This is a genomic window from Pseudomonas sp. Leaf48 (genome assembly GCF_001421885.1).
Taxonomy (GTDB): domain Bacteria; phylum Pseudomonadota; class Gammaproteobacteria; order Pseudomonadales; family Pseudomonadaceae; genus Aquipseudomonas.
Map to the genome: position 1 here is coordinate 130,198 of NZ_LMLH01000002.1, position 25,667 is coordinate 155,864.

At 61.3% G+C, this 25,667-nt stretch carries 19 protein-coding genes and 2 pseudogenes; 10 read left to right on the forward strand and 11 right to left on the reverse strand.

The window, feature by feature from the left end:
- Nucleotides 1-38: 38 nt before the first annotated feature.
- Both ASE98_RS02625 and ASE98_RS02630 read right to left on the reverse strand, forming a co-directional pair.
- On the reverse strand, nt 39-2,183 hold the full coding sequence (locus ASE98_RS02625) for a 3-hydroxyacyl-CoA dehydrogenase NAD-binding domain-containing protein (protein ID WP_060539855.1): 2,145 nt from the start codon (nt 2,181-2,183) through the stop codon (nt 39-41).
- 24 nt (nt 2,184-2,207) lie between these two features.
- Nucleotides 2,208-3,413, reverse strand: coding sequence for an acetyl-CoA C-acetyltransferase (locus tag ASE98_RS02630; protein WP_060539856.1), 1,206 nt, complete (start codon nt 3,411-3,413; stop codon nt 2,208-2,210).
- A gap of 615 nt (nt 3,414-4,028) precedes the next feature.
- Here ASE98_RS02630 and ASE98_RS02635 point away from each other — a divergent pair.
- Nucleotides 4,029-4,829, forward strand: coding sequence for a c-type cytochrome (locus ASE98_RS02635; protein ID WP_060539857.1), 801 nt, complete (start codon nt 4,029-4,031; stop codon nt 4,827-4,829).
- A gap of 59 nt (nt 4,830-4,888) precedes the next feature.
- Here ASE98_RS02635 and ASE98_RS02640 read toward each other — a convergent pair whose 3' ends face one another.
- Entirely contained in the window at nt 4,889-6,205 is a 1,317-nt protein-coding gene (locus ASE98_RS02640) for a Na+/H+ antiporter family protein (RefSeq protein WP_060539858.1), read from the reverse strand.
- 459 nt (nt 6,206-6,664) lie between these two features.
- Between ASE98_RS02640 and ASE98_RS27630 the strand changes: the two are divergent.
- The 3 genes and pseudogenes from ASE98_RS27630 to ASE98_RS02650 all read left to right on the forward strand — a co-directional run.
- Nucleotides 6,665-7,735: pseudogene (locus ASE98_RS27630) on the forward strand (HAMP domain-containing protein); the annotation flags it as partial.
- 267 nt (nt 7,736-8,002) lie between these two features.
- A pseudogene (locus tag ASE98_RS27635) lies at nt 8,003-8,593 on the forward strand (methyl-accepting chemotaxis protein); the annotation flags it as partial.
- 315 nt (nt 8,594-8,908) lie between these two features.
- Nucleotides 8,909-10,585, forward strand: a complete 1,677-nt coding sequence (locus ASE98_RS02650) for an MFS transporter (RefSeq protein ID WP_060539860.1) — start codon at nt 8,909-8,911, stop codon at nt 10,583-10,585.
- Between the two features lie 266 nt (nt 10,586-10,851).
- On the opposite strand, the gene ASE98_RS02655 is transcribed toward ASE98_RS02650, so the two are convergent.
- The 4 genes from ASE98_RS02655 to ASE98_RS02670 are packed head-to-tail and all read right to left on the reverse strand — an operon-like array spanning nt 10,852 to nt 13,468.
- Nucleotides 10,852-12,171, reverse strand: a complete 1,320-nt coding sequence (locus tag ASE98_RS02655) for a sensor histidine kinase (protein WP_060539861.1) — start codon at nt 12,169-12,171, stop codon at nt 10,852-10,854.
- Nucleotides 12,168-12,836, reverse strand: coding sequence for a response regulator transcription factor (locus tag ASE98_RS02660; RefSeq protein ID WP_060539862.1), 669 nt, complete (start codon nt 12,834-12,836; stop codon nt 12,168-12,170). The genes ASE98_RS02655 and ASE98_RS02660 overlap by 4 nt, the downstream gene beginning before the upstream one ends.
- Before the next feature lie 3 nt (nt 12,837-12,839).
- On the reverse strand, nt 12,840-13,160 hold the full coding sequence (locus ASE98_RS02665) for a PepSY domain-containing protein (protein ID WP_060539863.1): 321 nt from the start codon (nt 13,158-13,160) through the stop codon (nt 12,840-12,842).
- Nucleotides 13,160-13,468 carry a PepSY domain-containing protein gene (locus tag ASE98_RS02670; protein WP_060539864.1) on the reverse strand — a complete coding sequence of 103 codons (309 nt, stop codon included), beginning with the start codon at nt 13,466-13,468 and terminating at the stop codon, nt 13,160-13,162. Before ASE98_RS02670 ends, ASE98_RS02665 begins: the two co-directional genes overlap by 1 nt.
- A 254-nt stretch (nt 13,469-13,722) precedes the next feature.
- Between ASE98_RS02670 and ASE98_RS02675 the strand changes: the two genes are divergently transcribed.
- The 3 genes from ASE98_RS02675 (at nt 13,723) to codA (ending at nt 16,599) form a co-directional block, all read left to right on the forward strand.
- Nucleotides 13,723-14,802 (forward strand): hypothetical protein, encoded by a 1,080-nt coding sequence (locus tag ASE98_RS02675; protein WP_060539865.1) that lies wholly within the window; start codon nt 13,723-13,725, stop codon nt 14,800-14,802.
- Between the two features lie 76 nt (nt 14,803-14,878).
- Entirely contained in the window at nt 14,879-15,235 is a 357-nt protein-coding gene (gene queD, locus ASE98_RS02680; protein WP_047527439.1) for a 6-carboxytetrahydropterin synthase QueD, read from the forward strand.
- A 119-nt stretch (nt 15,236-15,354) separates the two neighbouring features.
- Nucleotides 15,355-16,599: a cytosine deaminase gene (gene codA / locus ASE98_RS02685; RefSeq protein WP_060539866.1), complete on the forward strand. Its 1,245-nt coding sequence runs from the start codon at nt 15,355-15,357 to the stop codon at nt 16,597-16,599.
- A 255-nt stretch (nt 16,600-16,854) separates the two neighbouring features.
- Here the strand turns inward: codA and ASE98_RS02690 are convergent, their stop codons facing one another.
- Nucleotides 16,855-17,847 (reverse strand): diaminopimelate epimerase, encoded by a 993-nt coding sequence (locus tag ASE98_RS02690; RefSeq protein ID WP_060539867.1) that lies wholly within the window; start codon nt 17,845-17,847, stop codon nt 16,855-16,857.
- A 163-nt stretch (nt 17,848-18,010) separates the two neighbouring features.
- Between ASE98_RS02690 and ASE98_RS02695 the strand changes: the two genes are divergently transcribed.
- Nucleotides 18,011-19,162, forward strand: coding sequence for an MFS transporter (locus ASE98_RS02695; protein WP_060539868.1), 1,152 nt, complete (start codon nt 18,011-18,013; stop codon nt 19,160-19,162).
- A 198-nt stretch (nt 19,163-19,360) separates the two neighbouring features.
- On the forward strand, nt 19,361-21,640 hold the full coding sequence (tynA, locus tag ASE98_RS02700; protein ID WP_060539869.1) for a primary-amine oxidase: 2,280 nt from the start codon (nt 19,361-19,363) through the stop codon (nt 21,638-21,640).
- Between the two features lie 176 nt (nt 21,641-21,816).
- Here tynA and feaR read toward each other — a convergent pair whose 3' ends face one another.
- From feaR to paaY, 3 genes are all read right to left on the reverse strand, one after another.
- Nucleotides 21,817-22,731 (reverse strand): transcriptional regulator FeaR, encoded by a 915-nt coding sequence (feaR, locus tag ASE98_RS02705; RefSeq protein ID WP_060539870.1) that lies wholly within the window; start codon nt 22,729-22,731, stop codon nt 21,817-21,819.
- A gap of 102 nt (nt 22,732-22,833) precedes the next feature.
- Nucleotides 22,834-23,757 (reverse strand): phenylacetic acid degradation operon negative regulatory protein PaaX, encoded by a 924-nt coding sequence (paaX, locus tag ASE98_RS02710; protein WP_060539871.1) that lies wholly within the window; start codon nt 23,755-23,757, stop codon nt 22,834-22,836.
- 146 nt (nt 23,758-23,903) lie between these two features.
- Nucleotides 23,904-24,500, reverse strand: a complete 597-nt coding sequence (gene paaY, locus ASE98_RS02715) for a phenylacetic acid degradation protein PaaY (protein WP_060539872.1) — start codon at nt 24,498-24,500, stop codon at nt 23,904-23,906.
- Nucleotides 24,501-24,848: 348 nt separating this feature from the next.
- On the opposite strand from paaY, the gene paaF reads away from it, so the two are divergent.
- On the forward strand, nt 24,849-25,622 hold the full coding sequence (paaF, locus tag ASE98_RS02720) for a 2,3-dehydroadipyl-CoA hydratase PaaF (protein WP_060539873.1): 774 nt from the start codon (nt 24,849-24,851) through the stop codon (nt 25,620-25,622).
- Nucleotides 25,623-25,667 lie beyond the last annotated feature (45 nt).

Here is a 25,667-nt window from a genome sequence, read left to right on the forward strand (position 1 = left end):
AGGGTGACAAGGCAAGCCCCGCAATGTGTCCCCTCCCCTTAGAACACCGTGCCCTTGGCCGCCTTCTCCAGCAACAGCGCAGGCGGTGCGAATCGATCCCCGTACTGCCCGGCCAGATACTGGGCGCGTGCGACAAAATCCTGCACGCCATACTGATTGATGAATTGCAGTGCGCCACCGGTCCAGGCGGCGAAGCCGATGCCGAAGATCGAGCCGACGTTGGCATCCGCCGTTGAGGTCAGCACGCCCTCCTCCAGGCAACGCACAGTTTCGATGGCTTGTACAAATAACAGGCGATCACGCACATCCTTGGGTGAAATCTGCCCGTCGGCTTTCTCGAAGCGGGTTTTCAGCTCCGGCCACAGATGCTTCTGGCCACCGGCCGGGTACTCGTAGAAACCCCCTCCGGCAGCCTTGCCTACACGCTTGTACTCATTGAGCAGCAAGTCAATCACGGCGAACGCCGGATGCTCTTGCAGCGGCGTGCCTTGCGCCTGCAGGTCTTTGGCGGTTTGCTGGCGAATGTGGTCCATCAGGCTCAGGGACACTTCATCAGAGATCGCCAGTGGCCCCACGGGCATGCCGGCCTTGCGCGCTTCAGTCTCGATCATCGCCGCGCTGATGCCTTCGCCGAGCATGGCGATGCCTTCGTTGGTAAAGGTGCCGAACACTCGCGAGGTGAAGAAACCACGGCTGTCGTTGACCACAATCGGGGTTTTCTTGATTTGCAGGACAAAATCAAAGCCGCGAGCCAGAGTTTCATCGCTGGTGTTGGCGCCCTTGATGATCTCCACCAATGGCATTTTTTCCACCGGACTGAAGAAATGCAGGCCGATGAACTTGCTCTGGTCGGGTACGGCGGTGGCCAGGCCGCTGATCGGCAAGGTCGAGGTGTTCGAAGCGATCACGGCGTCGGCACCGACCACTTGCTGCGCGGCCAGGGAGACCTTGGCCTTGAGCTCACGGTCCTCGAACACAGCTTCGATGATCAGATCGCAACCAGCCAGGTCGGCATCGCTTTCGCTCGCCTGGATGCGTGCCAGCACCGCCTCGCGCTGCTCGGCGCTCATCTGGCCGCGCGCGACTTTCTTGTCCAGCAACGCCGCCGAATGCGCCTTGCCCTTCTCGGCGGCGGCGAGACTGATGTCCTTGAGCACCACCTCGACCCCTGCCGAGGCGCTGACAAAGGCGATACCGGCGCCCATCATCCCGGCACCCAGCACGCCCACTTTGCGCGTGACATAGGGTGCAAATCCCTGGGGTCGCGAGCCTCCGGCATTGATTTCGTTGAGCTGAAACCAGAAGGTGCCGATCAGGTTTTTCGATATTTGCCCGGTGGTCAGTTCGGTGAAGTAACGGGTTTCGATCAGATGCGCCGTGTCAAAATCCACCTGGGCACCCTCGACCGCGGCACAGAGGATTTTCTCCGGGGCAGGCATCGTGCCCTGAGTCTTGCTGCGCAGGATCGATGGCGCAATGGCAAGCATTTGCGCGACTTTCGGGTTCGATGGCGTACCACCGGGAATCTGGTAGCCCTTCACATCCCAGCGCTGCACCGCCGCCGGATTGGCGAGAATCCACGCCCGCGCCCGGGCCAGCAAGTCATCCAGGTCTGTGGCGAGCTCATCGATCAACCCAGCCTGCAACGCCTGCTGCGGCCGCACCTTCTTGCCTTCGAGCAGATAAGGCAGGGCCTTCTCCTGGCCGAGCATGCGCACCATGCGCACCACTCCGCCGCCACCCGGCAGCAGGCCGAGAGTCACTTCCGGCAGGCCAAGCTGCACCGACGGATGATCCACGACCACCCGGTGATGACAGGCCAGGCAGATTTCCCAGCCTCCACCCAGGGCCGCGCCGTTGATCGCCGCGACCACCGGTTTGCCGAGGGTCTCCAGGGTGCGCAACTGCCCCTTGAGGGTCAGGACCATGTCGTAGAAGGCCTTGGCCTCGGGCTTGCCGACCTTGATCAGTTCATTGAGGTCGCCGCCGGCAAAAAAGGTTTTCTTCGCCGAGGTGATGATCACGCCGGCGATGGCGTCCTTGTCGGCCACCAGCTGCGCGACGCAGTCAGCCATGGCCTCGCGGTACACGGCATTCATGGTGTTGGCGCTCTGGCCCGGCATGTCGATGGTCAGGACAACAATGCGATCCTGGTCCTTTTCGTAACGAATGGCTTGGGTCATGTCACTTTTCCTTGAATGGCGGGCTCAGAGGCGTTCGATGATGGTGGCAATGCCCATGCCGCCGCCGACACACAGAGTCGCGAGGCCGTAACGCAGGCGCCGGGTTTCCAGTTCATCGAGCAGTGTGCCGAGGATCGCGCAGCCGGTGGCGCCCAGCGGGTGGCCCATGGCGATGGAGCCGCCATTGACGTTGACCTTGTCCGGGTCGACGGCCATGTCCTTGATAAACTTCAACACCACGGACGCGAACGCCTCATTGACCTCGAACAGGTCAATGTCTTCGACCCGCAGCCCGGCCTTGACCAGCGCCTTGCGGGTAGCCGGCGCGGGGCCGGTGAGCATGATGGTCGGGTCTGTACTGGTGACCGCCGTGGCGACGATTCGCGCCCGTGGCTGCAAGCCCAGCGCCCGGCCCTTGGCCTCGGAGCCGATCAGCATCAAGGCCGCGCCATCGACGATCCCGGAACTGTTGCCGGGAGTGTGGACATGATTGATCCGTTCTACATGGCTGTAGACCCTCAGCGCGGTCGCGTCGAAACCCATCTGCCCCATCATCTCGAAACTCGGCTTGAGCTTGCCCAGGCCTTCCAGGGTCGAATCGGCGCGAATGAATTCATCGTGATCGAGCAGGATGATGCCGTTCTGGTCCTGCACCGGCACCAGCGACTTGTTGAACGAGCCATCCGCCCGGGCCCGCGCCGCTTTCTGCTGGGAATGCAGCGCATAGGCATCGACGTCCTGACGGCTGAAGCCTTCAAGGGTGGCGATCAGGTCGGCGCCTACACCCTGAGGGGTGAAGTGACTGTGCAGGTTGGTTGCCGGGTCCAGTGCCCACGCACCGCCATCGCTGCCCATCGGCACCCGCGACATCGACTCGACGCCACCGACCACCACCAGGTCCTCAAAACCGGAACGCACTTTCATGGCGCCGAGGTTCACCGCCTCCAGCCCCGAGGCGCAGAACCGGTTGATCTGCACCCCGGCGACGCTGACGTCCCAATCAGCCACCTGAGCCGCAGTCTTGGCGATGTCGCTGCCTTGATCGCCGATCGGCGTCACGCAACCGAGCACCACATCATCGACCTGGCTGGTGTCCAGGGCAGTGCGCTGTTGCAGTGCGGTGAGCAAACCTGCCACCAGATTCACCGGTTTGACGCTGTGCAGCGCGCCATCGGCCTTACCTTTGCCACGGGGCGTGCGTAATGCGTCGAAAATCAAAGCCTGGGTCATGACGTCCTCGAACCTGATGGTGATGAAGAACAGGCTTCCACCTTATTCCGAGCCCGCATCGATTCAATGACCGCAACGCTCACTGACGTTGACGTGCACGCTCAGACGGACGGTCATTGGTCCGCGGATGAACCGTTTCAGGAGGCCAAGCTGTCTAGCTAACGGGCGCGCATGTTGCTGGCAATATGCCTCATGCTTTTTTTAAAGCTATTAGTACTTAAAACATACGAAAAGGATCTAAACCAAGCGTGACGCGGGCTCTAAGGTGAAGTTGTACGAAGTTGTCGTCGGGTTTTGCCGAGGCGCTCGTCGTTACAGGATGTGCAACGCACTGCCGTGTGGAGCAATTGGGGCAGGCATCAACTAATAACAAAAAAGGCGGTCAAGCCATGTTCAAACAACCAAAAGTACGTCAAGCCGGACTCATCCTTTTCGCCACCACGCTGTTATTGATCTTGCCGAACCTGACCAAGGTGCTCGGCTAGTCGCTGGAAAAAACGGCGTCACGGTTATTTGTATTGCCACGTTGAAAATGTGACTGGCCCGCTATCGGGGCTTGCGTGACTGTGCCAATCTTTTTCGCACTTTCACGACACGGACGGCGATCCATTGAAAATGCTCATACTGCTTGGGGCCCTGCTGATCGGCACGCCCCTGTATGCCGCACAGCTGAATCTGGAGCTGGGCGCGAACAGTCGCACCTGGCAGACCGAGCAGTTGCTCAAGCATCCCCAGGTTCAAACCATCAACATCCGCAACGACGTCTCCTACAAGCGGGACATGAGCTATCGCGCCGTGCCCCTTTCGGCGCTCTTGCAAGGCGTCACGCCCGAGGACCATCTGCAGGCCGTGGCACTGGACGGTTTTGCTGCGGAAATGGCCGCGGCGCCATTGCTCAACTCCCAGGGTGCGCGGGCCTGGCTGGCGGTTGAAGACCCGGCCCAACCCTGGCCACCCCTGTCAGCGGGCAAACCTGGTGCCGGGCCCTTCTATCTGGTCTGGACCGACCCACAGGCCGGCAATATCAGCCCGGAACAGTGGCCATATCAGGTCGCCAGCATCAAGCGCATGGCGCCCGTAGCCGAGCGCTTCCCTGCCCTGCTGCCTGATCCGGCATTGAAGGCCGACGATCCGGTGAACAAGGGGTTCGCGTTGTTTCAGAAGAACTGCCTGGCGTGCCATCGATTGAACGGTGCCGGGGACGCGCAGTTCGGGCCGGACCTGAATATTCCGTTCAGCCCGACCGAATACTTCGGGGCGGACTTCCTCAAGCGCTATATCCGTGATCCACAGAGTCTGCGCCAGTGGCCGCAGGCGAAAATGCCCGGATTTACCGTGCAGGTCCTGCCGGATCAGGATCTGCAGATGCTGGTGGGGTATTTGCAGCATATGGCCGGACGCAAGGTGAAACCCTGACCGGCGGCAAAACTGTAGGAGCATGCTCGCTCCTACAGTGTAGGGCCATGCAATACCCGTTACAGCACCATCGCCGCCACCCAGCCAAACACCAGCAACGGCAGGTTGTAGTGCAGGAAGGTCGGGACCACGGTGTCCCAGATGTGATGGTGCTGTCCATCGATGTTCAGGCCGGAAGTCGGGCCGAGGGTCGAATCCGAGGCGGGCGAACCGGCGTCACCCAGCGCACCGGCAGTGCCGACGATGCAGACGATCGCCAGCGGGCTGAAGCCCAATTGCACGCACAGCGGCACGAAGATCGCTGCCAGAATCGGCACGGTGGAGAATGACGAGCCGATGCCCATGGTCACCAGCAGCCCCACCAGCAACATCAGCAAGGCGCCGACGCCTTTGCTGTGATCGATCCACGAGGCGGACGATTCGACCAGGGTCTGCACCTCGCCAGTAGCCTTCATTACTTCGGCAAACCCCGAGGCGGCAATCATGATGAAGCCGATCATCGCCATCATCTTCATGCCTTCGGTGAACAGATCATCGGTGTCGCGCCATTTGACGATGCCCGATACCGAGAAAATCAGGAAGCCGGTCAGCGCACCGATGATCATCGAGTCCAGCAGCAACTGAATGACGAACGCGGCGGCAATCGCCACCCCAGCCACCATCAGGCTCAGCGGGTTGTATTGCACCGCCACCTGCTCGACCTGCTCGATCTTTTCCAGGTCGTAGACGCGCTTCTTGCGGTAGCTGACAAACGCGATCAGCAAGCCTGCCACCATGCCTAACGCCGGGATTCCCATGGCATGGGTCACGTTGATCCCGCTGATGTCCACACCGCTGCGGGCGACATTGGCCAGCAGAATCTCATTGAGGAAGATGTTGCCGAAGCCCACTGGCAGGAACATGTACGGCGTGATCAGACCGAAGGTCATCACACAGGCGATCAGGCGACGATCCAGTTGCAGCTTGGTCAACACGTACAACAGCGGCGGGACCAGCAACGGAATAAAGGCGATATGAATCGGCAGAATGTTCTGCGAGGCGATGGCCACCGCACCTAACAGCCCGATCAATAGCCACTTGATCTGTCGGCCACCGCTGGCGTGCTGCCGCTCAACCATCGCCAGGGCCTTGTCCGCCAGGGCATGGGCCAGGCCGGACTTGGCGATGGCCACGGCGAAGGCGCCGAGCAGCGCATAGGACAATGCCACGGTCGCACCGCCACCCAGGCCGCTGTTGAACGCCTTGAGCGTCGCGTCGATGCCCAGGCCGCCGGTCAGCCCGCCCACCAATGCGCCCACGATCAGCGCGATCACCACGTGCACGCGGGACAGGCTGAGGATCAGCATGATGCCGACCGCGGCAATCACTGCATTCATTTCACTACCTCGAGACAAACGGAAAGAGTCCGTCCGGCAGTCTGCATGAGCCGCCAGCGGAAAAAGTAATGGGTTTTATTAGAGGGCGCGCACTTTGAATGAAGCAGCGACAAGCTGCAAGTGCGAAGGTGCAAGCGTGTGTGTTTTTCACTGGCAGCTTGCAGCTTGTAGCTCAAGAAAGCTGTTTTGAGGCCGTTAAAGGGCAAAGTCTTAGATATTTATCGAATAAAGGACGCCGCCATGTCACTCAGACACCTTTCCATTCAATGGAAAATCACCCTGCTCGCCGGCCTGTGCCTGGCGGGTATCGTGACCCTTCTGGTCGGTCTTTCACTCTATCGCATGGAGCACAGCTCCGAGCTGGTTAAAGCCTCGAGCATGGAGATGCTGACTGAAGCGGCTCAAGCCCGGATCGAATCCCAGAGTGAAAACCAGGCGCTGGGGATTCGCCAACAGTTCATGGACGCCTATCAATATGGTCACGGTTTTTCGCGCCAAGTGCTGTTTCTGCGCGAGCAGGCCGAGAAGCGCTTTCTCGACGCCTTCGACCTGCGCGAAGACCTGACCCGCCAAGTCAAGGCGGCCCTGCAGGCCAACCCTGAATTGCTGGGCCTGTCCCTGGTATTCGAAGCCAACGCGCTGGACGGCAAGGATGAACTGTTCAGCGGCCAGGCGGAGCTGGGCAGCAACGACAAAGGCCGTTTTGCGCTGTACTGGTCGCAACCGACGCCGGGCAAGGTGACCTCCATGGCGTTGCCGGAAAATGAACTGGCCGACACCAGAACCGGCCCCAGCGGCGAGCCGGCCAATGCCTGGTTCACCTGCCCGCGCACCACGCTCAAGCCCTGCGTGATTGAACCCTACTTCTATCAGATCGACGGCCAGAACGTGCTGATGACCAGCATCGTTTTTCCGCTGATGGTCAATGGCAAGGTCATCGCCTCGCTGTCGGTGGACATCAACCTCGACAGCCTGCAAAGCCTCAGCCAGAGCGCAAGCAAAAAACTCTATGACGGCCAGACCAGCGTCAGCATCATCAGCCCCGCCGGTTTGCTCGCCGGCTACAGCCCGGACACCAGCAAGCTCAGCCAGCGCCTGGAGGCCGTGGACAAGGTCAGTGGCGCACAGTTGCTGAGCCTGCTCGCTTCCAGCAGCAAGACCACCAGCCTGCACAGTCAGCAGCAGTTGAAAGTGCTGGCGCCGTTCCAGCCGATTCCCGGTGGCAAGTCATGGGGCGTGTTGCTCGACGTGCCGGAGAAAGTCCTGGTCAGCCGCGCCGAAGCCCTGAAACAGCAACTGGATGAAAGCAACACCGCCGGCACCCTGGTCGAACTCGGCCTTGGCGCCCTGGCGGCCTTGATCGGTTTGCTGCTGGTGTGGCTAATGGCCCGCAGCGTCACCCGGCCGATCCTCGGCGTGGCGCACATGCTCGAAGACATCGCCAGCGGCGAAGGTGACCTGACCCGTCGTCTGGCCTACGACAAGCAGGATGAACTGGGCCAACTGGCCGGCTGGTTCAACCGTTTCCTCGACAAGCTGCAGCCGGTCATTGCCGAGGTCAAGCGCTCGGTGCAGGACGCGCGCAGCACCGCTGACCAGTCGGCCGCCATCGCTACCCAGACCAGCGCCGGCATGGAGCAGCAGTACCGCCAGGTCGATCAGGTGGCCACCGCGTCCCACGAAATGAGCGCTACCGCCCAGGACGTCGCCCGCAGCGCGGCGCAAGCGGCCCATGCCGCACGGGATGCCGATCAGGCGACCCGCCAGGGCCTGACCGTGATTGACCGCACCACCGCCAGCATCGACACCCTGGCCGCCGACTTGAGCACGGCGATGGCCCAGGTTGAGGGGTTGGCGGCCAACAGTGAGAAGATCGGTTCGGTGCTGGAAGTGATCCGCGCTATCGCCGAACAGACCAATCTGCTGGCCCTCAACGCGGCGATTGAAGCCGCTCGAGCCGGTGAAGCCGGGCGCGGTTTTGCCGTAGTGGCCGATGAAGTACGCAATCTGGCACGACGCACCCAGGAGTCCGTGGAAGAAACCCGCCTGGTAATCGAGCAACTGCAAAGCGGCACTCAGGATGTGGTCGGCTCGATGAACAACAGCCATCGTCAGGCCCAGGGCAGCGTCGAGCAGGTCAGCCAGGCGGTGACCGCGCTGCGCCAGATCGGCGATGCAGTCACCGTGATCAATGACATGAACATGCAGATCGCCAGCGCCGCCGAGGAGCAGAGCGCGGTGGCCGAGGAAATCAACAGCAACGTGGCGACCATCCGCGATGTGACCGAATCACTGTCGGGCCAGGCCAATGAGTCCGCGCGGGTCAGCCAGTCACTCAACAGCCTGGCTAACCAGCAGCAGAGCCTGATGGATCAGTTCCGCGTTTGAACCCGGCAGAATGCCCCTGTGGGAGCGGGCTTGCTCGCGAAAGCGCAGTGTCAGTGAGAAATCTACTACCTGACACTGCGCTTTCGCGAGCAAGCCCGCTCCCACATTTTTTTCTGCGCACGGCTCAACAAAATGATGGCAAGTGGATATATGCCACAAGCCGATTATGCTTCATGGAATCTTGCAGCGTTTTCTGGCGTCAACCTGGAATGCAAGCCCCGTAATCCGACGACATCAGCCCCAGGGCCAGGGCCAGGGTGCGAAGATATTCAGTGAAGGTACTCCGGCCTACAACAAGAAAAACGGAGAACACTCATGGCGGCAATCGACAATGCAACCTCGGGCAACGCGTCCGGGCACGGGATCACCAAGGAGGAGCGCAAAGTCATTTTTGCCTCGTCACTGGGTACCGTTTTCGAATGGTACGACTTCTACCTGTATGGCTCACTCGCTGCGATCATTGCCAAGCACTTCTTTGCCGGCGTCAACGAAACCACCGCCTTCATCTTCGCCCTGCTCGCTTTTGCCGCAGGCTTTGCCGTACGCCCCTTCGGCGCCATTGTGTTCGGCCGCTTGGGCGACATGATCGGGCGCAAGCACACCTTCCTCATCACCATCGTGATCATGGGTATTTCCACAGCCGTGGTCGGCCTGTTGCCAGGTTATGCGACCATAGGCGTTGCAGCACCGGTCATCCTGATTACCCTGCGCCTGTTGCAAGGCCTGGCCCTGGGTGGCGAGTACGGCGGTGCGGCGACCTACGTCGCGGAGCACGCCCCCAAAGGCAGGCGCGGCTTCTTCACTTCATGGATACAGACCACGGCGACCCTCGGCCTGTTTATGTCACTGCTGGTGATCCTCGCCTGTCGCACCTTGCTTGGCACTGAAGCCTTCGAAGCCTGGGGCTGGCGTATTCCGTTCCTGCTGTCGATCCTGCTGCTGATCATCTCGGTTTATATCCGCCTGCAACTCAGCGAGTCGCCGGTGTTCCTGAAGATGAAGGCTGAAGGCAAGGCTTCCAAGGCGCCGCTGACCGAGTCCTTCGCCCGCTGGGACAACCTCAAGATCGTCATCATGTCCCTGCTCGGCGGTACCGCCGGACAGGCCGTGGTCTGGTACACCGGGCAGTTCTATGCGCTGTTCTTCCTGCTGCAGACTTTGAAGATCGACCCGCAGACCGCCAACCTGCTGATTGCCGGCTCACTGCTGATCGGCACGCCGTTCTTCGTGATTTTCGGCAGCCTGTCCGACCGTATAGGCCGCAAGGGCATCATCATGGCCGGCTGCATCCTCGCGGCACTGACCTACTTCCCGATCTTCCATGCCTTGACCCAGTACGGTAACCCCGACGTATTTGTTGCCCAGGAGAAGAACCCGGTCACGGTCATTGCCGACCCCGACCAGTGTTCGTTCCAGTTCGACCCGGTGGGCAAGGCCAGATTCACCAGTTCCTGCGACCTGGCCAAGACCCTGCTGGCCAAGCGGGCTATCCCCTACAAGAACGAGAAGGCCGAACCGGGCACCATTGCCCAGGTGCGCATCGGCGATAAAGTGATCCAGAGTTTCGAAGGCAGCAGCCTGCCCGCCGCCGACTTCAAGACCCGCAACGACGCCTTCACCGCGACCCTTGGTGGTGCGCTCAAGGAAGCCGGCTACCCGGAAAAAGCTGACCCGGCCAAGACCAACTACCCGATGGTGTTGCTGTTGCTGACCATCCTGGTGATCTACGTGACCATGGTTTACGGCCCGATTGCCGCCTGGCTGGTGGAGCTGTTCCCGACGCGCATCCGCTACACCTCGATGTCCCTGCCCTACCACATCGGCAATGGCTGGTTCGGTGGTTTCCTGCCAACGGTAGCGTTCGCCATGGTGGCGGCCACGGGGGATATCTACTACGGGCTGTGGTACCCGATCGTCATCGCGGTGATGACGGCGATACTTGGCACGTTCTTCCTGCCGGAAACCAAGGATCGGGAGATTAATAATACATAGGCCCGTTGGTCTCAGCCTGTGGCTGCCACAGCCCCCCTGTAGGAGCGAGCATGCTCGCGAAAAACCCGAGAACGCCGGGGGGTGTCAGGCTTCCCGCGTCAGCGTTGACGACCATCGCGAGCAGGCTCGCTCCTACAGTGAATGCGAGCCCTGTGGCTGCCACAGATCCCCTGTAGGAGCGAGCATGCTCGCGATGGACTCAAGAACACCGCGGGGAACCAGACTCCCCGCGTCAGCGTTGACGACCATCGCGAGCAGGCTCGTTCCTACAGATTGCGGGCGGGCAACTCGATGAGCACCTTCAAGCCGCCCCACTCGCTCTCGAGCAACGACAGTGTCCCGCCCCAGGCGTCGACGATGTCACGCACGATTCCCAACCCCAAGCCATGCCCGTCAGTCTGCTCATCCAGCCGCGTCCCCCGGCTGAACACCTGATCGCGGCGGTCTTCGGGAATCCCCGGGCCATCGTCTTCCACGCTGAGTTCAAAGCCTTGCACAGTCTCGACCACACTCAGGCGAACCTCGGCGTCCGCCCATTTGCAAGCGTTGTCCAGCAGGTTACCCAGCAACTCCAGCAGATCTTCACGATCCCACGGCAATTGCAGGCCGGTCGGTGCGCGGTAACTCAGCTCAAGGTGTTCGCCGTGGATCATGTTCAGGGTCGCCAGCAAACCTGGCAGTTCCCCATCGCAATCAAACAGCGCACCAGGCAGCGCGTCGCCGGACAGGCGCGCGCGATTGAGTTCGCGATTGAGCCGCGTCTGGACCTGTTCCAGCTGTGCCTTGAGGGTCTTTCGAAGTTGCGGATGCGCGTCGAGCTGCTCACTGGATGCCAGGCTCAGCAAGACCGCCAATGGTGTTTTCAGGGCATGGCCGAGGTTGCCCAACGCATTGCGCGAACGCTTGAGACTGTCTTCGGTGTGGGCCAGCAGATGGTTGATCTGCGCCACCAGCGGCTCCAGTTCCACCGGCACCCGGTCGTCGAGTTGCGAACGTTGCCCCTGCTGCAGCTGGGCGATCTGCTCACGGGCAGTTTCCAGCGGGCGCAAGGCGCGGCGTACGGTGATCCGTTGCAGCAGCAAAATCACCAGCAACCCGGCCAGGCCAAGGCCCAGACCGATCTGGCGGATGCGCCGAAAACTCTCGCGCACCGGGGTGTAATCCTGGGCGACGCTGATGGAGATCGATTGGCCTTGGCGCCGATAGTCCGTACGCAACACCAACAACTGCTGGCCATCCGGACCTAGCTGCAGGTTGCTGTTTAATCCGGGTTGGGCCAGTGGCGGCAGCTCCTGGTCCCATAACGAGCGGGAACGCCAGTGGTTGTCGGCAAAATCGATGCGGAAGTAATGCCCGGAAAACGGCCGCTGATAGGCCGGCGACAGGTGGCGCTCATCCAGTTGCAAACCCTGCGGCCCGCGCACCATTGCCAGCAGCAGGCTCTCACTGTCGTTGCGCAATCCATCTTCGAGGTAACGCTGCAAGCCTATTTCGAACAGCCACAGGCTGGTTTGCGCCATGACCAGGCCGACCACCACCATCACGCTGATCAGGCCCAGGCTCAAGCGGCGTTGAATCGACCTCACCGGCCTTGTCCACCGAACAGATAACCCTGGCCACGGCGGGTTTCGATCACGCTGCGCCCCAATTTGCGTCGCAGGTGGTTGACGTGGACCTCCAGCACATTGGAATCGCGCTCGGTTTCACCGTCGTAGAGGTGCTCGGCCAGGTGGCTCTTGGAGAGGATCTGCTCGGGGTGCAGCATGAAATAGCGCAGCAGACGAAATTCCGCGGCGGTCAGCTGAATCTCGGCACCGTCACGGATCACGCACTGGCGACCTTCATCCAGATGCAGTCCGGCAGCCTGCAGGGTCGGCTGGTTGACCTGACCATGGGAGCGGCGCAGCAAGGCCTGAACGCGCAAATGCAGCTCTTCGGGATGAAAGGGTTTGCTCAGGTAATCGTCGGCGCCAGCCTTCAGGCCTTCGATGCGTTCAGCCCACGAATCCCGGGCGGTGAGGATCAGCACCGGCGTGGCCAGTCCACCCGAGCGCCATTGGGCCAATACGTCCAGCCCCGGCAATCCCGGCAAGCCGAGGTCGAGAATGATCAGGTCATAGGGTTCGGTGCTGCCCTGATGCACCGCATCGCGACCGTCTGCCAGCCAGTCGACGGCGTAGCCCTGGCGATTGAGGCCGGCCATCAGTTCATCAGCCAGCGGCACGTGGTCTTCCACCAGAAGCAGGCGCATCGGTCAATCTTCCTTGTCGTTGAGTAAACGGCCGGTCGTGGCGTCAATGTCCAGCTCGCGGACCTCCCCTTCGGGGGTCAGCAGCTCGACTTCATAAATGTAGACGTCGTGTTTTTCTTCGAGCTCGGCTTCCAGCAACTTCGCCCCGGGGTAACGACCCATTGCCTGCTGCAGCAATTGCTCCAGGGGCAGGATCACACCCTGCTGACGCAGGCGCAGGGCTTCATCCTGATCCAGGTCGCGGGCCATCACCACAGAGCAAAACGCCAGAAGCAGCAGCGCCACCCGGCCGGCGGTGCATCGTTTGAGTAAAAACACCTTCATTACCGATCCTGATGATCCTTGAGTACCTGCCCACTGACCGCGTCTAATTCCAGATCCCAGTCGACGCCTTGCCGATCACGCAGCTCCACCTGATAAAGATACTTGCCGTACTTCTCTTCCAGGCCGGTCTCGCTGACGGTAGAACCGGGATGTCGGGCCAGAGCAGTGGCATTGAGCTGCTCGAAAGACACAATGGTACCAGCGTCGCGCAGTTTCAGCGCTTCGTCAGGCCCCAGGTCGCGGGCGTGGGCAATGCTGGCACCCAGTCCGATGAGGCAGGCGGTGAACAGGGCAGTCAGGGTTTTCATGGGTGTCTCCAAAACTTTTTGCATGTTGCGTATGAAGGCACCTTAGCGGGATGAACTTAATTGAAACTGAATTGCCATCACTGACAACGCCGCCCTCCCCTGTAGGAGCGAGCAGGCTCGCGATGATCGTCAACGATGACGCGGGAAGCCTGACACCCCGCGGTGCTCTCGGGTTCATCGCGAGCAGGCTCGCTCCTACAGGGATCGGTTACAACCCTTTATAATCCGTCCGCTTGCCAGACATAGAGACCGGTATGACCGCCATCCACATCAAGTTCCCTGCCCTCACCCTCAAGGCCGGCCCCCGGGCCATGGCGCACATTCGCGCCAATGGCCTGGATGCCGCCGATGTCGGCATCCTGCCAGGCGCTGCGGGCGGGCCCAAGGCACTGGGGATTCAGGGTCTGGACCTGGCGCTGTTTGGCGAGTGGCTGCCGGCGGCACCACGGGAGCGCTCGCTGATCGGCGCATCGGTGGGTTCCTGGCGTTTCGCCAGCGCCTGCCTGCCGGATGCCGCCGAGGGCATCCGCCGTCTTGGCCAGTTGTACACCGAGCAGAACTTCGCCAAAGGCGTGACCATGGCGCAGATCAGCCAGAGCTCGCAGCGCATGCTCGATGACCTGCTCGACGGTCGCGACGGCTCGATCCTGAGCAACAGCGATTACCGGCTCAACATCATGGTGGTCAAGAGCCACGGCCTGCTGGCGGAAGATCATCGCGGCCGATTGGGTCTGGGACTGTCCTCGGTGATCGCCGACAACCTGCGCGGCCGCGCACGGCTGGCGCGGCACTTCGAGCGCCTGATCATCCACGACCCGCGCCTGGCGCCACCGGTCAACGCACTGAACGACTTTCCGTCGCGCTTCGTTGCCCTGAACGCCGGCAACCTGCGCCAGGCCTTGCTGGCCTCGGGCTCGATCCCGATGGTCATGGAAGGTGTGCGTGACCTGCCGGGGGCCGGCGCCGGAACCTTCCGCGATGGCGGCCTGCTGGACTACCACCTCGACCTGCCTTACAGCGGCGACGACATCGTGCTCTATCCGCACTTCACCGACCGGGTGATTCCCGGCTGGTTCGACAAAACTTTGCCGTGGCGCCGCGCCTGCCCGAAGCGCTTGCAGAACGTGCTGTTGCTGGCACCGTCGAAGCAATACCTGGCCCGCCTGCCCTACGGCAAACTGCCGGATCGAAGAGATTTCAAGCGTTTCATGGGCGACGCCCCGGCCCGCCAGAAATACTGGCGCGCGACCATCGATGAAAGCCGGCGCCTGGGTGACGAGTTCCTCGAGCTGGCCGCCAACGGTCGACTTGCCGAGCGCTTGCTGACCCTTTAGTCAGGACAAACTGCTAAACTCGCCGCCTGCCCACATCGCTGCGGCGATCGCCACCTGAACAGAGCTGAAACCAACCGTGGAAATCTTCAAAGAGTTTACCTTCGAATCCGCCCACCGCCTGCCCCACGTACCGGACGGCCACAAGTGCGGGCGCCTGCACGGTCACTCGTTCAAAGTGGCGATCCACCTGAGCGGCGACATCGATCCGCACACCGGCTGGATTCGCGACTTTTCCGAGATCAAGGCGATCTTCAAGCCGCTCTATGAGCGCCTGGACCACAACTACCTCAATGACATTCCTGGCCTTGAGAATCCGACCAGCGAAGTGCTGGCAAAATTCATCTGGGCTGAACTCAAGCCTTTGCTGCCGGAACTCAGTGCAATCCGCATCCACGAGACCTGCACCAGCGGCTGCATCTATCGCGGCGAGTAGTCCAACTCCCATATTGGCTCCCACAGTGCGCTACGGTGATCAATGCCACTGGCGGGGATTGTCACCAGCGAGCTAACGTAGGGATATCCTCTCCAGGAATCTCTATAAGGACTCTGCTCATGCACATCATCAACGCCCGTCTGCGCAACCAGGAAGGTCTGCATGAGTTGCACCTGAAAGACGGCCTGATCAGCAGCATCGCCCGCCAGACTGAAGCCCCGACCCTGGGCCCGGACGATCTGGATGCCGGCGGCAATCTGGTGGTGCCGCCCTTTGTCGAGCCGCACATCCACCTCGATGCGACCCTGACCGCGGGCGAGCCGCGCTGGAACATGAGCGGCACGCTGTTCGAAGGCATCGAGTGCTGGGGCGAGCGCAAGGCGACCATCACCCTGGAAGACACCAAGACCCGGGCGGAAAAAACCATCCAGAGCCTGGCCGCCCACGGCATCCAGCATGTGCGCACCCACGTTGACGTCACCGACCCGCAGCTGACCGCACTCAAGGCCATGCTCGAAGTGCGTGAGGAAAGCCGGCATCTGGTCGACATGCAAATCGTCGCGTTCCCCCAGGAAGGCATCGAGTCTTACCGTAATGGTCGCGAGCTCATGGAAGAAGCCATTCGCATGGGCGCGGACGTGATCGGCGGCATTCCGCATTTCGAGTACACCCGCGATCAGGGCGTCAGTTCGGTGAAGTTCCTCATGGACCTGGCCGAACGCAGCGGTTGCCTGGTGGATGTGCACTGTGACGAAACCGACGACCCGCACTCACGGTTCCTCGAAGTGCTGGCCGAGGAAGCCCGCAGCCGCGACATGGGTTCTCGGGTCACGGCCAGCCACACCACCGCCATGGGCTCCTACGACAATGCCTACTGCGCCAAGCTGTTTCGCCTGCTCGGGCATTCGGGGATCAGTTTTGTCTCCTGCCCCACCGAGAGCATCCACCTGCAGGGACGCTTCGATAACTTCCCGAAACGCCGGGGCGTGACCCGGGTCAACGAGTTGCTCGAAGCCGGCATGAACGTGTGCTTCGGCCAGGACTCGATCGTCGACCCATGGTATCCGCTGGGCAATGGCAACATCCTGCGGGTGCTCGAAGCTGGCCTGCACATTTGCCACATGCTCGGTTTTCGCAACCTGCAAAGTGCGCTGGACCTGGTCACTGACAACAGCGCCAGGGCCATGGCCCTGGGCGAGCGTTATGGGCTGGAACGGGGGCGGCCGGCGAATCTGTTGATTCTGTCGGCGGACAGTGATTATGAGGTGATTCGCAGTCAGGGGTTGCCGTTGTATTCGATCCGCGATGGCAAGGTGCTGATGAAGCGCACGATGCCGGTGGTGGAGTTCAGTGGGCTGAGCTGAGTTGAGTGTTGGCTGATCCGACCTCATCACGGGCAACCTGTAGGAGCGAGCATGCTCGCGATGGGCGCCAACGCTGACGCGGGAAGCCTGACACTCCCCGGCGTTCCCGGATTTTTCGCGAGCATGCTCGCTCCTACAAGGGATCTGTGGCGGCCACAGGCCTCGCATTCACCAAAGACCAAGCCCGCTCCCACAGTGGCTTTATGTCGTTCATAAAACCTGTTGGCGAGCCTGCTCGCGATTGCGATCCAACTGTCAATCGCTCTTGCGCGCCGTGCCAAACAGGCTGACCCGACTCAATTCCCCCAACTCTTGCTCCAGCAAGATCGGCGCCGTACCGCCCGGCATCGTCACTTTGACCTCACCGGCACTGACCCAACCGACCCGCCACGCCGCACACGCCACCGCGCTGGCGCTGGTGCCCGAGGACGCCGTCGGTCCCTCGCCGCGTTCGAACACACGCGCGGTAATGTGCCCTTCAGACTCCAGCATCGCCCATTGCAGGTTGATCCCCGCCGGGCAGGGTTTGCCCGCGCCGGTCGGCATGGCATAGGCAATGCGCGTCAGCTCTTCGCCCAGCGCTGGCTCGCGCATTTGCTCATTGCTCGGCAAGGCATCGGCGCAGTCCACCAGCGTCACGCAATGCGGATTGCCGACCCGCGCGAACTGACTGCGCGACCATGCACTATTGAGTGCCGACAATTGTTTAACGTGGCTGAGTTCGCGGTCATTGAACATGACCGCTTCAACCCCGTGGGCACTGACCGCCGACGGCCCGAATCCCGGCTGGCCCAGATCGAGCCAGAAACCTTGTACACCCTCGACCTGCGCAGCTCTCACTGAAGTCTGCCCCGGCGAAGGCGTATCAGCCTTATCGTGGTGAACCCTGAGCAGACTGGCTTCGCTCTGCGGCAACAGCCCTTGATCACTGAGGGCCTGGGAAAAAATCGTCAGCCCGTTGCCGCTGCGCTCGGCCAGGGTGCCATCGGTGTTGACGATCAACAGATCAAAGGGCGATGACGATTGAAACGGGCCCACCAGCAAACCATCGCTGCGATGCTCCTTGCTGCCGACCGGTTGTGTGCCGGGAGCCCTGCCGCAACAGGCTTCTATGGCCGCCTGCGCCCAGGCCTCACGGCTTTGCGCCGCGCGGCTGGCCTGCTCGGGCACCGCTATACCCTGCTCCCGCAACTCCTCGGGTGCCACCACTATGTAGATATTGCCCCGTGCATCGTACCGCTGCGCCATGACACCCTCCCCCAGCTGTATTGGATTGCCTCAACATATCGCGAAACTGTCCGGGGCTGTGCAAGGATGTCACCCTGATTGACCGCCAAAGCGTCCGGACTCTGATCGAACCCCATAGGTATTTTCCTGTCCTTTGGGAACGTGCTTTTTACCAAGGATTGAAATGACCAGCCTGAATTCCCAACGCACATTCGTGCCCGGGCGCATGGAGCAAATGTCCACTCGCATCGCCTTCTTCATCGCCGGGGTCGGTATCGCTGCCTGGGCGCCGCTGGTGCCGTATGCCAAAGCCCGGGCCGGGCTGGATGAAGGCACCCTGGGCTTGTTGCTGTTGAGCCTGGGCGTAGGTTCGATTATGGCGATGCCCGTGGCGGGGATGCTGGCGTCACGCTTTGGTTGTCGGCGGGTGGCCAGCGGCGGCACCTTGCTGATCTGCGCGGCCCTGCCACTGCTGGCGACGGTATCGTCGATTCCCGCGTTGATCGCGGCTCTGTTCATGTTCGGCGCCGGTCTCGGCACAGTGGATTCGACAGTGAACCTGCAAGCGGTGATCGTCGAGCGCGCCAGCGGCAAAAACATGATGTCGGGCTTCCATGGCCTGTTCAGCCTCGGCGGGATTGTCGGCGCGGCGGGGGTCAGCGGTCTGCTCGGCCTGGGCGTTTCTCCGCTGGGCGCGATGCTGGTGGTGGTCGTGCTGCTGTTGATCGCACTGGCCAGGGCCGTGCCGCATATGTTGCCCTATGGCAGCGAAAGCTCGGGGCCGGCGTTTGCCGTTCCCCACGGCATCGTCCTGTTCATCGGCGGCATGTGTTTTATCGTGTTCCTGGCTGAAGGCGCGGCGCTGGACTGGAGCGCGGTATTTCTGACCCAAGAGCGCGGCATCGACACTGCTTACGCGGGGCTGGGTTATGCGGCGTTTGCCTTGACCATGACCGTGGGGCGTTTGACCGGTGACGCAATCGTGCGTCGCCTGGGCCCGACGCGAGTGATTGTGTTCGGTGGGCTGACTGCGGCCGCCGGGCTGTTTCTGGCGACCTTCGCACCCAGCTGGGAGGCGGCGCTGGTGGGTTATACGTTACTGGGCGCCGGTTGCTCGAACATCGTACCGGTGCTGTACACCGCGGTGGGCAAGCAGACCGTCATGCCGCAAAGCATCGCCGTGCCGGCCATTACCACGCTGGGCTATGCGGGGATTCTCGCGGGGCCCGCGCTGATCGGCTTCATCGCCCACGCCAGCAGCCTGAGCTTTGCCTTTGCCTTGATGGCGGTGTTGCTGGTGGCGGTGGCGATTGGCGGTCGGGGGTTGAAGGTCTGAATTGCGCTTGTGATCGTTCCCACGTTCTGCGTGAGTACGATCACAAGGTGCTCCGTGCGCTTGCCAATCTGCCTTCCGTCAGGAAAGCTCGATAACGGCACACAGCCAAAGGATTCTGGCAGGAATCCCAATGCAGCCTTCAATGGGCTGTAGCAAAGTGCAGGCGTGCCTGTCACCGGCTTTCCCAGGAACTCACCCATGTTCAGCTCCAAAGCGTCCTTAAAACAAAAACCGCTCACCCGACTCGCTCTGGCCATCACCCTCGCCCTGCCATTCTGGACGAACACTGCCCAGGCCCACGGCGGCCACGCCGAGATGGTGCCGCTGCAAGCGGGCCTTGAAGCGTTTGGCGCCACGGTCAAATGGGATGACTACGCCAATCTGTTCACCATTGCCAAGGACGGGGTCTACCTGCAGGTCAAGCCAAACAGCAAGGTGGCGATGCTCAACGGCAAGCCCATGGAGCTGACGGTGCCGGTGGTGTTCAAGGAGCATACGGCGTTCATGTCCAAGGACTTCATCAACCAGGTGTTCCAGTCCGGCCTGGACAAGACCTTTGTCGTCGAGACCCGCCCGAACCCGCTCAACCCTTTGAGCGCGGACGAGATCAACGCCGCAGTGGCCATCATCAAGAAATCGGAGCACTACCAGCCCGGTTTTCGCTTCACCGAAATCTCGGTCAAGGCGCCGCCCAAGGATCAGGTGTGGAACTTCGTCTTTACCGGGCAAAACGTCGCCCAGTCGCGCCAGGCCAATATCGTGGTGCTGGACGGCAAGCATGTGATCGAAGCGCTGGTCGATCTCGACAGCAAGGCCCTGACTTCATGGCAACCGGTCGAAGGCGCCCACGGCATGGTGCTGCTGGATGACTTCGCCACCGTGCAGGCCGCCGTGGAGAACAGCCCGGAATACGCCCAGGCCCTGGCCAAGCGCGGCATCAACGACGTGAAAAAGGTCGTGGCCACCCCGCTGACGGTTGGCTATTTCGACGGTAAGGATGGCTTGGCCCAGGACAAGCGCCTGCTGAAAATCGTCAGTTACCTCAACACCGACGACGGCAACTATTGGGCGCATCCGATCGAAGGCCTGGTAGCCACGGTCGACCTGGAACAGAAAAAACTGATCAAGATCGAAGACGAGGCGATCATCCCGGTGCCGATGAAACCGACCCCCTACGACGGGCGCGGGCGCCAGGCTGTGCAGGTCAAGCCGCTGCAGATCATCGAGCCCGAGGGCAAGAACTACACCATCAGCGGCAACAGCATTCACTGGCAGAACTGGGACTTGCACGTTCGGCTCGACTCGCGGGTCGGTCCGATCCTGTCCACCGTCACCTTTGATGACAAGGGCAAGAAACGCAAGATCATGTACGAAGGCTCGCTGGGCGGCATGATCGTGCCTTATGGCGACCCGGATGTCGGCTGGTACTTCAAGGCCTACCTCGACTCGGGCGACTACGGCATGGGCACCCTGACCTCGCCGATCGCCCGGGGTAAGGACGCCCCGGAAAACGCCGTGCTGCTGGACGCCACCATCGCCGACTACACCGGCGCACCGACAGCAATTCCCCGCGCCATCGCGGTGTTCGAGCGCTATGCCGGCCCCGAATACAAACACCAGGAAATGGGCCAGCCCAACCTCAGCACCGAGCGTCGGGAACTGGTGGTGCGCTGGATCAGCACGGTCGGCAACTACGACTACATCTTCGACTGGGTCTTCCAGCAGAACGGCACCATCGGCATCGACGCCGGCGCCACCGGCATCGAGGCGGTCAAGGGCGTGAAGTCCAAAACCATGCACGAAGCCACCGCCCAGGAAGACACCCGTTACGGCACCCTGCTCGACCACAATATCGTCGGCACCACGCACCAGCACATCTACAACTTCCGCCTGGACATGGACGTGGATGGTGAAAGCAACTCACTGGTGGAAGTGAACCCGGTGATTGCCCCGAACGATCGTGGCGGGCCGCGCACCAGTACCATGCAGACCGAAACCCGCGTGGTCAGCAGCGAGCAACAGGCGGCGCAGAAATTCGACCCGTCGACCGTGCGCCTGCTGACCAACTACAGCAAGGAAAACAAGGTCGGCAACCCGGTTTCCTACCAGTTGATCCCGTATGCCGGCGGTACGCACCCGGTGGCCAAGGGCGCCAACTTCGGCAACGACGAATGGCTGTACCACCGCCTGAGTTTCATGGACAAGCAACTGTGGGTGACGCAATACAACCCTGAAGAAAAGTACCCGGAGGGCAAGTACCCGAACCGCTCGGATAAAGACTCGGGCCTGGGGCAGTTCACCCGGGATAACCAGTCCATCGAGAACACCGACGACGTGGTCTGGCTGACCACCGGCACCACCCACATTGCCCGCGCCGAAGAGTGGCCCATCATGCCGACCGAGTGGGTGCATGTGCTGCTCAAACCGTGGAACTTCTTCGATGAAACGCCGACGTTGAACCTCAATTCACCGAAATAACCAATGGCAAACACCATCCCACTGTAGGAGCGAGCATGCTCGCGATGGACGTTAACGATAACGCGGGGAGCCTGATTCCCCGCGGTGCTCTTGAGTCCATCGCGAGCATGCTCGCTCCTACAGGGAGTTCGGGGTTCAGGTGAGACCATCATTGGGGTATTCGGTGTTCAAACGATTCAAGCATACCGCTTGCGATACTCCCCCGGCGCAATGCCGAAGCGCGACTTGAATGCCGTGGAAAAGTAGCTCGAATCGGAAAACCCCCACGAATAACCCAGCACCGACAACTTCTGTTCCTTGCCCGAGCAGCGCAGGGATTCGGCGCACAGGTCCAGGCGGCGGTTCTTGATATAGCGCGCCACCACCAGGCCCTTCTTGGCGAACATCCGGTACAGGCCACGGGTGGACATGCCGACTTCCCGCGCCAGCCACTCCGGGCACAGTTCCTCGGATCGAATGTTTTCGTCAATGCAGCTCAGGGTCTTGCGCAAGATACGCTCATGGGCATCCTCGCCATCGTCGGCCTGGCAGATCGCCGGCCGCAGCAGGCTGACAATCGCCTCCAGGGTCGCTTCGCTTTCTTGTCGGGTCAGGTTCTGCTGGCGGGTGGCATCGAGAATCAACCGGTGCGACAACATGGCGATGGGCGAACTCGCGGCGATGCGATGACCGCACTTGACCTGGTTGAAACGCAGGGTTTGCTCGACCACTTGATACGGCAGGATCAGCGACAACTGCCTGGAGTTTTCGCTGTAGGTGAAGTCGCTTGGCCGCGACGCATCGATCAGCGTGATGTCGCCGGGCGCCAGCAACACCCTGCTGTCGCCCTGGGCCATTCCCGCGGTGCCATCTAGCTGGAACACCGCGAAGTACTTGCCGCCCTCGCCCACCGCGACTTCCCGGGGCGTGCGGAACAGCTGGGCCTGGCACACGTCGACGAAACTGAGTTTCAGGGCGTCGCTCTGGTGTTCGCGGATACGCCCGGCGAATTCGCAGCCCAGGGGTTGTGCGTCGAAGGCGCCACAGATCTGGTTGATCTGATGGATCCACTGATCGAACCCGTCATGGCGCTGTGCATTAGTTGAAATCATGTCTGGCCTCACGCAGGCTTGTTTTTATTGTCTACGTCAATCCACACGACATCGGGATGCTCCGCGTCTCCTGAACCGCACCACTCCCTGAACAATGACGTGCTATTTGAGTCCGCCAAACCGCCGATAGAAGCTTTCACCGACCTCCGGTAACGGGCCGTCGGCCGTTTCCAGGGCGCTGTTGAGCCATTCCTCGGCCTTGGCATAAATCAAACGGTAAATATTGCGGCACAACTGGCGGGCGGCACGACCTTCCCAATCGCCGGGTAACAACTCGTCCGGCAATTGCGGGTCACGCAGCAGCAGCTTGCGGTACTCGTGAATCAGCAGGATCCGCGCCAGGAAACAATCGGCCGGCTGCAGGTTCTCCTGCTCGCGCAGCGCTTGCCACAGCGGCCGGAACAACTGGATGAACTCGCTGTAATGGGTCGCCAGTTCCTCGATGTTCCAGCTTTCACGCACTTGCAGGCGCAGGGCCTTGGAAGCCAGCACGTCCTGGGCTGTGGTTTCGAAGACGATGGTGTCTTCCTGGACACCCAGGTCGAGCAGGGTCGCATTGACGTCGGTGCGCTCAATGCGCGGGCAGGCGAGCACCCCCGGCGATATCGCACCGAAACCTTGCCATTCGAGTTCTTCGCGCACTTGCTTGCGCTTTTCCTGGGTCAACTGCGACAGCATCACCAGGCACCAGGAGCCGTCCCAGGCTGGCATGGAGGTGTTGTAGACCCGCTTGAACGCCTTGTCGAAACGTCGGCGGCCGGTGCCGGTCAGGCTGTAGTAACTGCGTCGGCCGACTTTTTCGGCGGTCAGCCAGCCTTCCTTGGTCAGGCGGAAAATCGAGGTGCGGATCAGCCGTTCATTGATGCCGATAGGTTCGAGCAACTGGATCAGGCTGCCCAGCCATACCGTACCGCCGTGGGGCTCGATGGCGTCCCCGTACAGGGTGATAATCAGCGAACTGGCGCGGATCGGCGTCTGTTCCTGGAAGCGGGTGATCAGATTGTTCAAGGGTATCAGGGACGACATAGGCGTACCGAGCGGAAAAAGAAAAGGAATATACCGAAAATCCTCTTGTGGGAGCGGGCTTGCTCGCGAAGGCGGTGAGTCAGTTTATAAATCTGTCGTCTGACACTGCGCTTTCGCGAGCAAGCCCGCTCCCACTGGGACTGTATTCACACGCGATTACCTTTGGGCCGCAGGGCGCTATCGCTGATGCGTGGGCGATCGGGCTCCGGCTCGGTCAGCGGCTCGCAAACCTGCATCTGTTCCAGGCAACGCTGGGCCAGTTGCTGATACTCCCGGGTACCCGCCAGTTTCCACGCCACTTCCTGATCGCTGAGGCTGCGCTTGACGATGGCCGGCGCGCCCATCACCAGCGACTGCTCCGGGCATTCGAATCCCGCTTTGACGAACGCCGCCGCCGAGACGAATGACCGCGGGCCGATCCGTGCGTTGTCCATCACCACGGCATTCATGCCGACCAGTGCGTCGGCACCGATCCGGCAGCCGTGCAGCACTGCGCCATGCCCTATATGACCATTGCGTTCGACCACGGTGTCGCTATCGGGAAAGCCGTGCATCACGCAGGTGTCCTGCAGGTTGGCGCCCTCCTCCAGCACGATTCGTCCGAAGTCCCCACGCAGGCTCGCCAGGGGGCCGACATAACAATGCGGACCGACGATCACATCACCGATCAATACAGCCGACGGATGCACGTAAGCGCTCGGGTCAACCACCGGGGTCAGGCCATCAAGGCTGTAGCAAGTCATGGGAGCTTCCTTCGCAAAGCGATGCGGATAATGATTTGTTTTGTATCACATCACTTTTAACATCACAAAGACAAAAAACCGTATCACTTGGAAAAGCCCTTTCCGACGACCTGCATTACGCCTGGTAGATCCTCATAAAACCCAATAAAAACGGGGATTAGATCGAAATTAAATGGATTTAAACACAATCACCTCCCATCAAACCAACCACCATTAAGACACGTTAAACCTATTTTGATATTGCTTTTGCGTATCACGTTGTAGCTATACTTGGGCATAACCGGCCCCTGCGGCCGATCCAATAACGAGCCGGCGCCACGCCGAGCCTGCACCACGAGGGCATCCGCCATGCCTCAAACCCTTGCTGTCGAGCTGATCGAGCCCGGCGTTCGCCTGATTACCCTGCAGCGTCCGCAAGCCCTGAATGCCCTGACCACCGAGTTGCTGGGTGAGCTGGCCGACGAACTGAACGCCGCGCAAGCTGACCCCGCGACCCGCGCCGTGGTCGTCACCGGCAGCCGCAAGGCGTTCGCCGCCGGTGCCGACCTCAAGGAAATGGCCGAATGCAATCTGGTCGGTGTCCTCAACGACCCGCGCCAGGCCTCGTGGCAAAGCATCACCCGCTTCAGCAAACCACTGATCGCCGCCGTCAACGGTTTCGCCCTCGGCGGTGGCTGCGAACTGGCCATGCACGCCGACATCATCATTGCCGGTGAAGACGCCCGCTTCGGCCAGCCGGAAATCAACCTCGGGATCATGCCCGGCGCCGGGGGCACCCAGCGCCTGCTACGCGCTGTCGGCAAGTCCATGGCGATGCAAATGGTCCTGACCGGCGACGCAATCGACGCCCACCAGGCCCAGCGCGCCGGCCTGGTCAGTGAAGTGACGCAACCGGAATTGACCGTCGAACGTGCCGTGCAGGTCGCCCGCAGCATTGCCGCCAAGGCTCCGCTGGCAGTGCGCCTGGCCAAGGAAGCGCTGCTCAAGGCCATGGACACCGACCTCGCCAGCGGCCTGCGTTTCGAGCGCCACGCCTTCACCTTGCTGGCGGGCACCCGCGACCGCGACGAAGGCATCCGCGCGTTCCAGGAAAAACGCCGGCCGAACTTCACCGGCGAATAAACCGGTTATCAGCCACCGAATTCGAATGACCGCCAAGAGAGCGCC

What these genes read in the sequence shown, in the direction of transcription:
- feaR (WP_060539870.1), bottom strand. Translation starts at nt 22,731, where the DNA reads ATGATTTCAACTAATGCACAGCGCCATGACGGGTTCGATCAGTGGATC.
- paaX (WP_060539871.1), bottom strand. Translation starts at nt 23,757, where the DNA reads ATGTCGTCCCTGATACCCTTGAACAATCTGATCACCCGCTTCCAGGAA.
- ASE98_RS02650 (WP_060539860.1), top strand. Translation starts at nt 8,909, where the DNA reads ATGGCGGCAATCGACAATGCAACCTCGGGCAACGCGTCCGGGCACGGG.
- ASE98_RS02690 (WP_060539867.1), bottom strand. Translation starts at nt 17,847, where the DNA reads ATGGCGCAGCGGTACGATGCACGGGGCAATATCTACATAGTGGTGGCA.
- ASE98_RS02665 (WP_060539863.1), bottom strand. Translation starts at nt 13,160, where the DNA reads ATGAAGGTGTTTTTACTCAAACGATGCACCGCCGGCCGGGTGGCGCTG.
- ASE98_RS02625 (WP_060539855.1), bottom strand. Translation starts at nt 2,183, where the DNA reads ATGACCCAAGCCATTCGTTACGAAAAGGACCAGGATCGCATTGTTGTC.
- codA (WP_060539866.1), top strand. Translation starts at nt 15,355, where the DNA reads ATGCACATCATCAACGCCCGTCTGCGCAACCAGGAAGGTCTGCATGAG.
- ASE98_RS02695 (WP_060539868.1), top strand. Translation starts at nt 18,011, where the DNA reads ATGACCAGCCTGAATTCCCAACGCACATTCGTGCCCGGGCGCATGGAG.
- ASE98_RS02675 (WP_060539865.1), top strand. Translation starts at nt 13,723, where the DNA reads ATGACCGCCATCCACATCAAGTTCCCTGCCCTCACCCTCAAGGCCGGC.
- paaY (WP_060539872.1), bottom strand. Translation starts at nt 24,500, where the DNA reads ATGACTTGCTACAGCCTTGATGGCCTGACCCCGGTGGTTGACCCGAGC.
- ASE98_RS02630 (WP_060539856.1), bottom strand. Translation starts at nt 3,413, where the DNA reads ATGACCCAGGCTTTGATTTTCGACGCATTACGCACGCCCCGTGGCAAA.
- ASE98_RS02670 (WP_060539864.1), bottom strand. Translation starts at nt 13,468, where the DNA reads ATGAAAACCCTGACTGCCCTGTTCACCGCCTGCCTCATCGGACTGGGT.
- ASE98_RS02660 (WP_060539862.1), bottom strand. Translation starts at nt 12,836, where the DNA reads ATGCGCCTGCTTCTGGTGGAAGACCACGTGCCGCTGGCTGATGAACTG.
- tynA (WP_060539869.1), top strand. Translation starts at nt 19,361, where the DNA reads ATGTTCAGCTCCAAAGCGTCCTTAAAACAAAAACCGCTCACCCGACTC.
- ASE98_RS02640 (WP_060539858.1), bottom strand. Translation starts at nt 6,205, where the DNA reads ATGAATGCAGTGATTGCCGCGGTCGGCATCATGCTGATCCTCAGCCTG.
- ASE98_RS02635 (WP_060539857.1), top strand. Translation starts at nt 4,029, where the DNA reads ATGCTCATACTGCTTGGGGCCCTGCTGATCGGCACGCCCCTGTATGCC.
- paaF (WP_060539873.1), top strand. Translation starts at nt 24,849, where the DNA reads ATGCCTCAAACCCTTGCTGTCGAGCTGATCGAGCCCGGCGTTCGCCTG.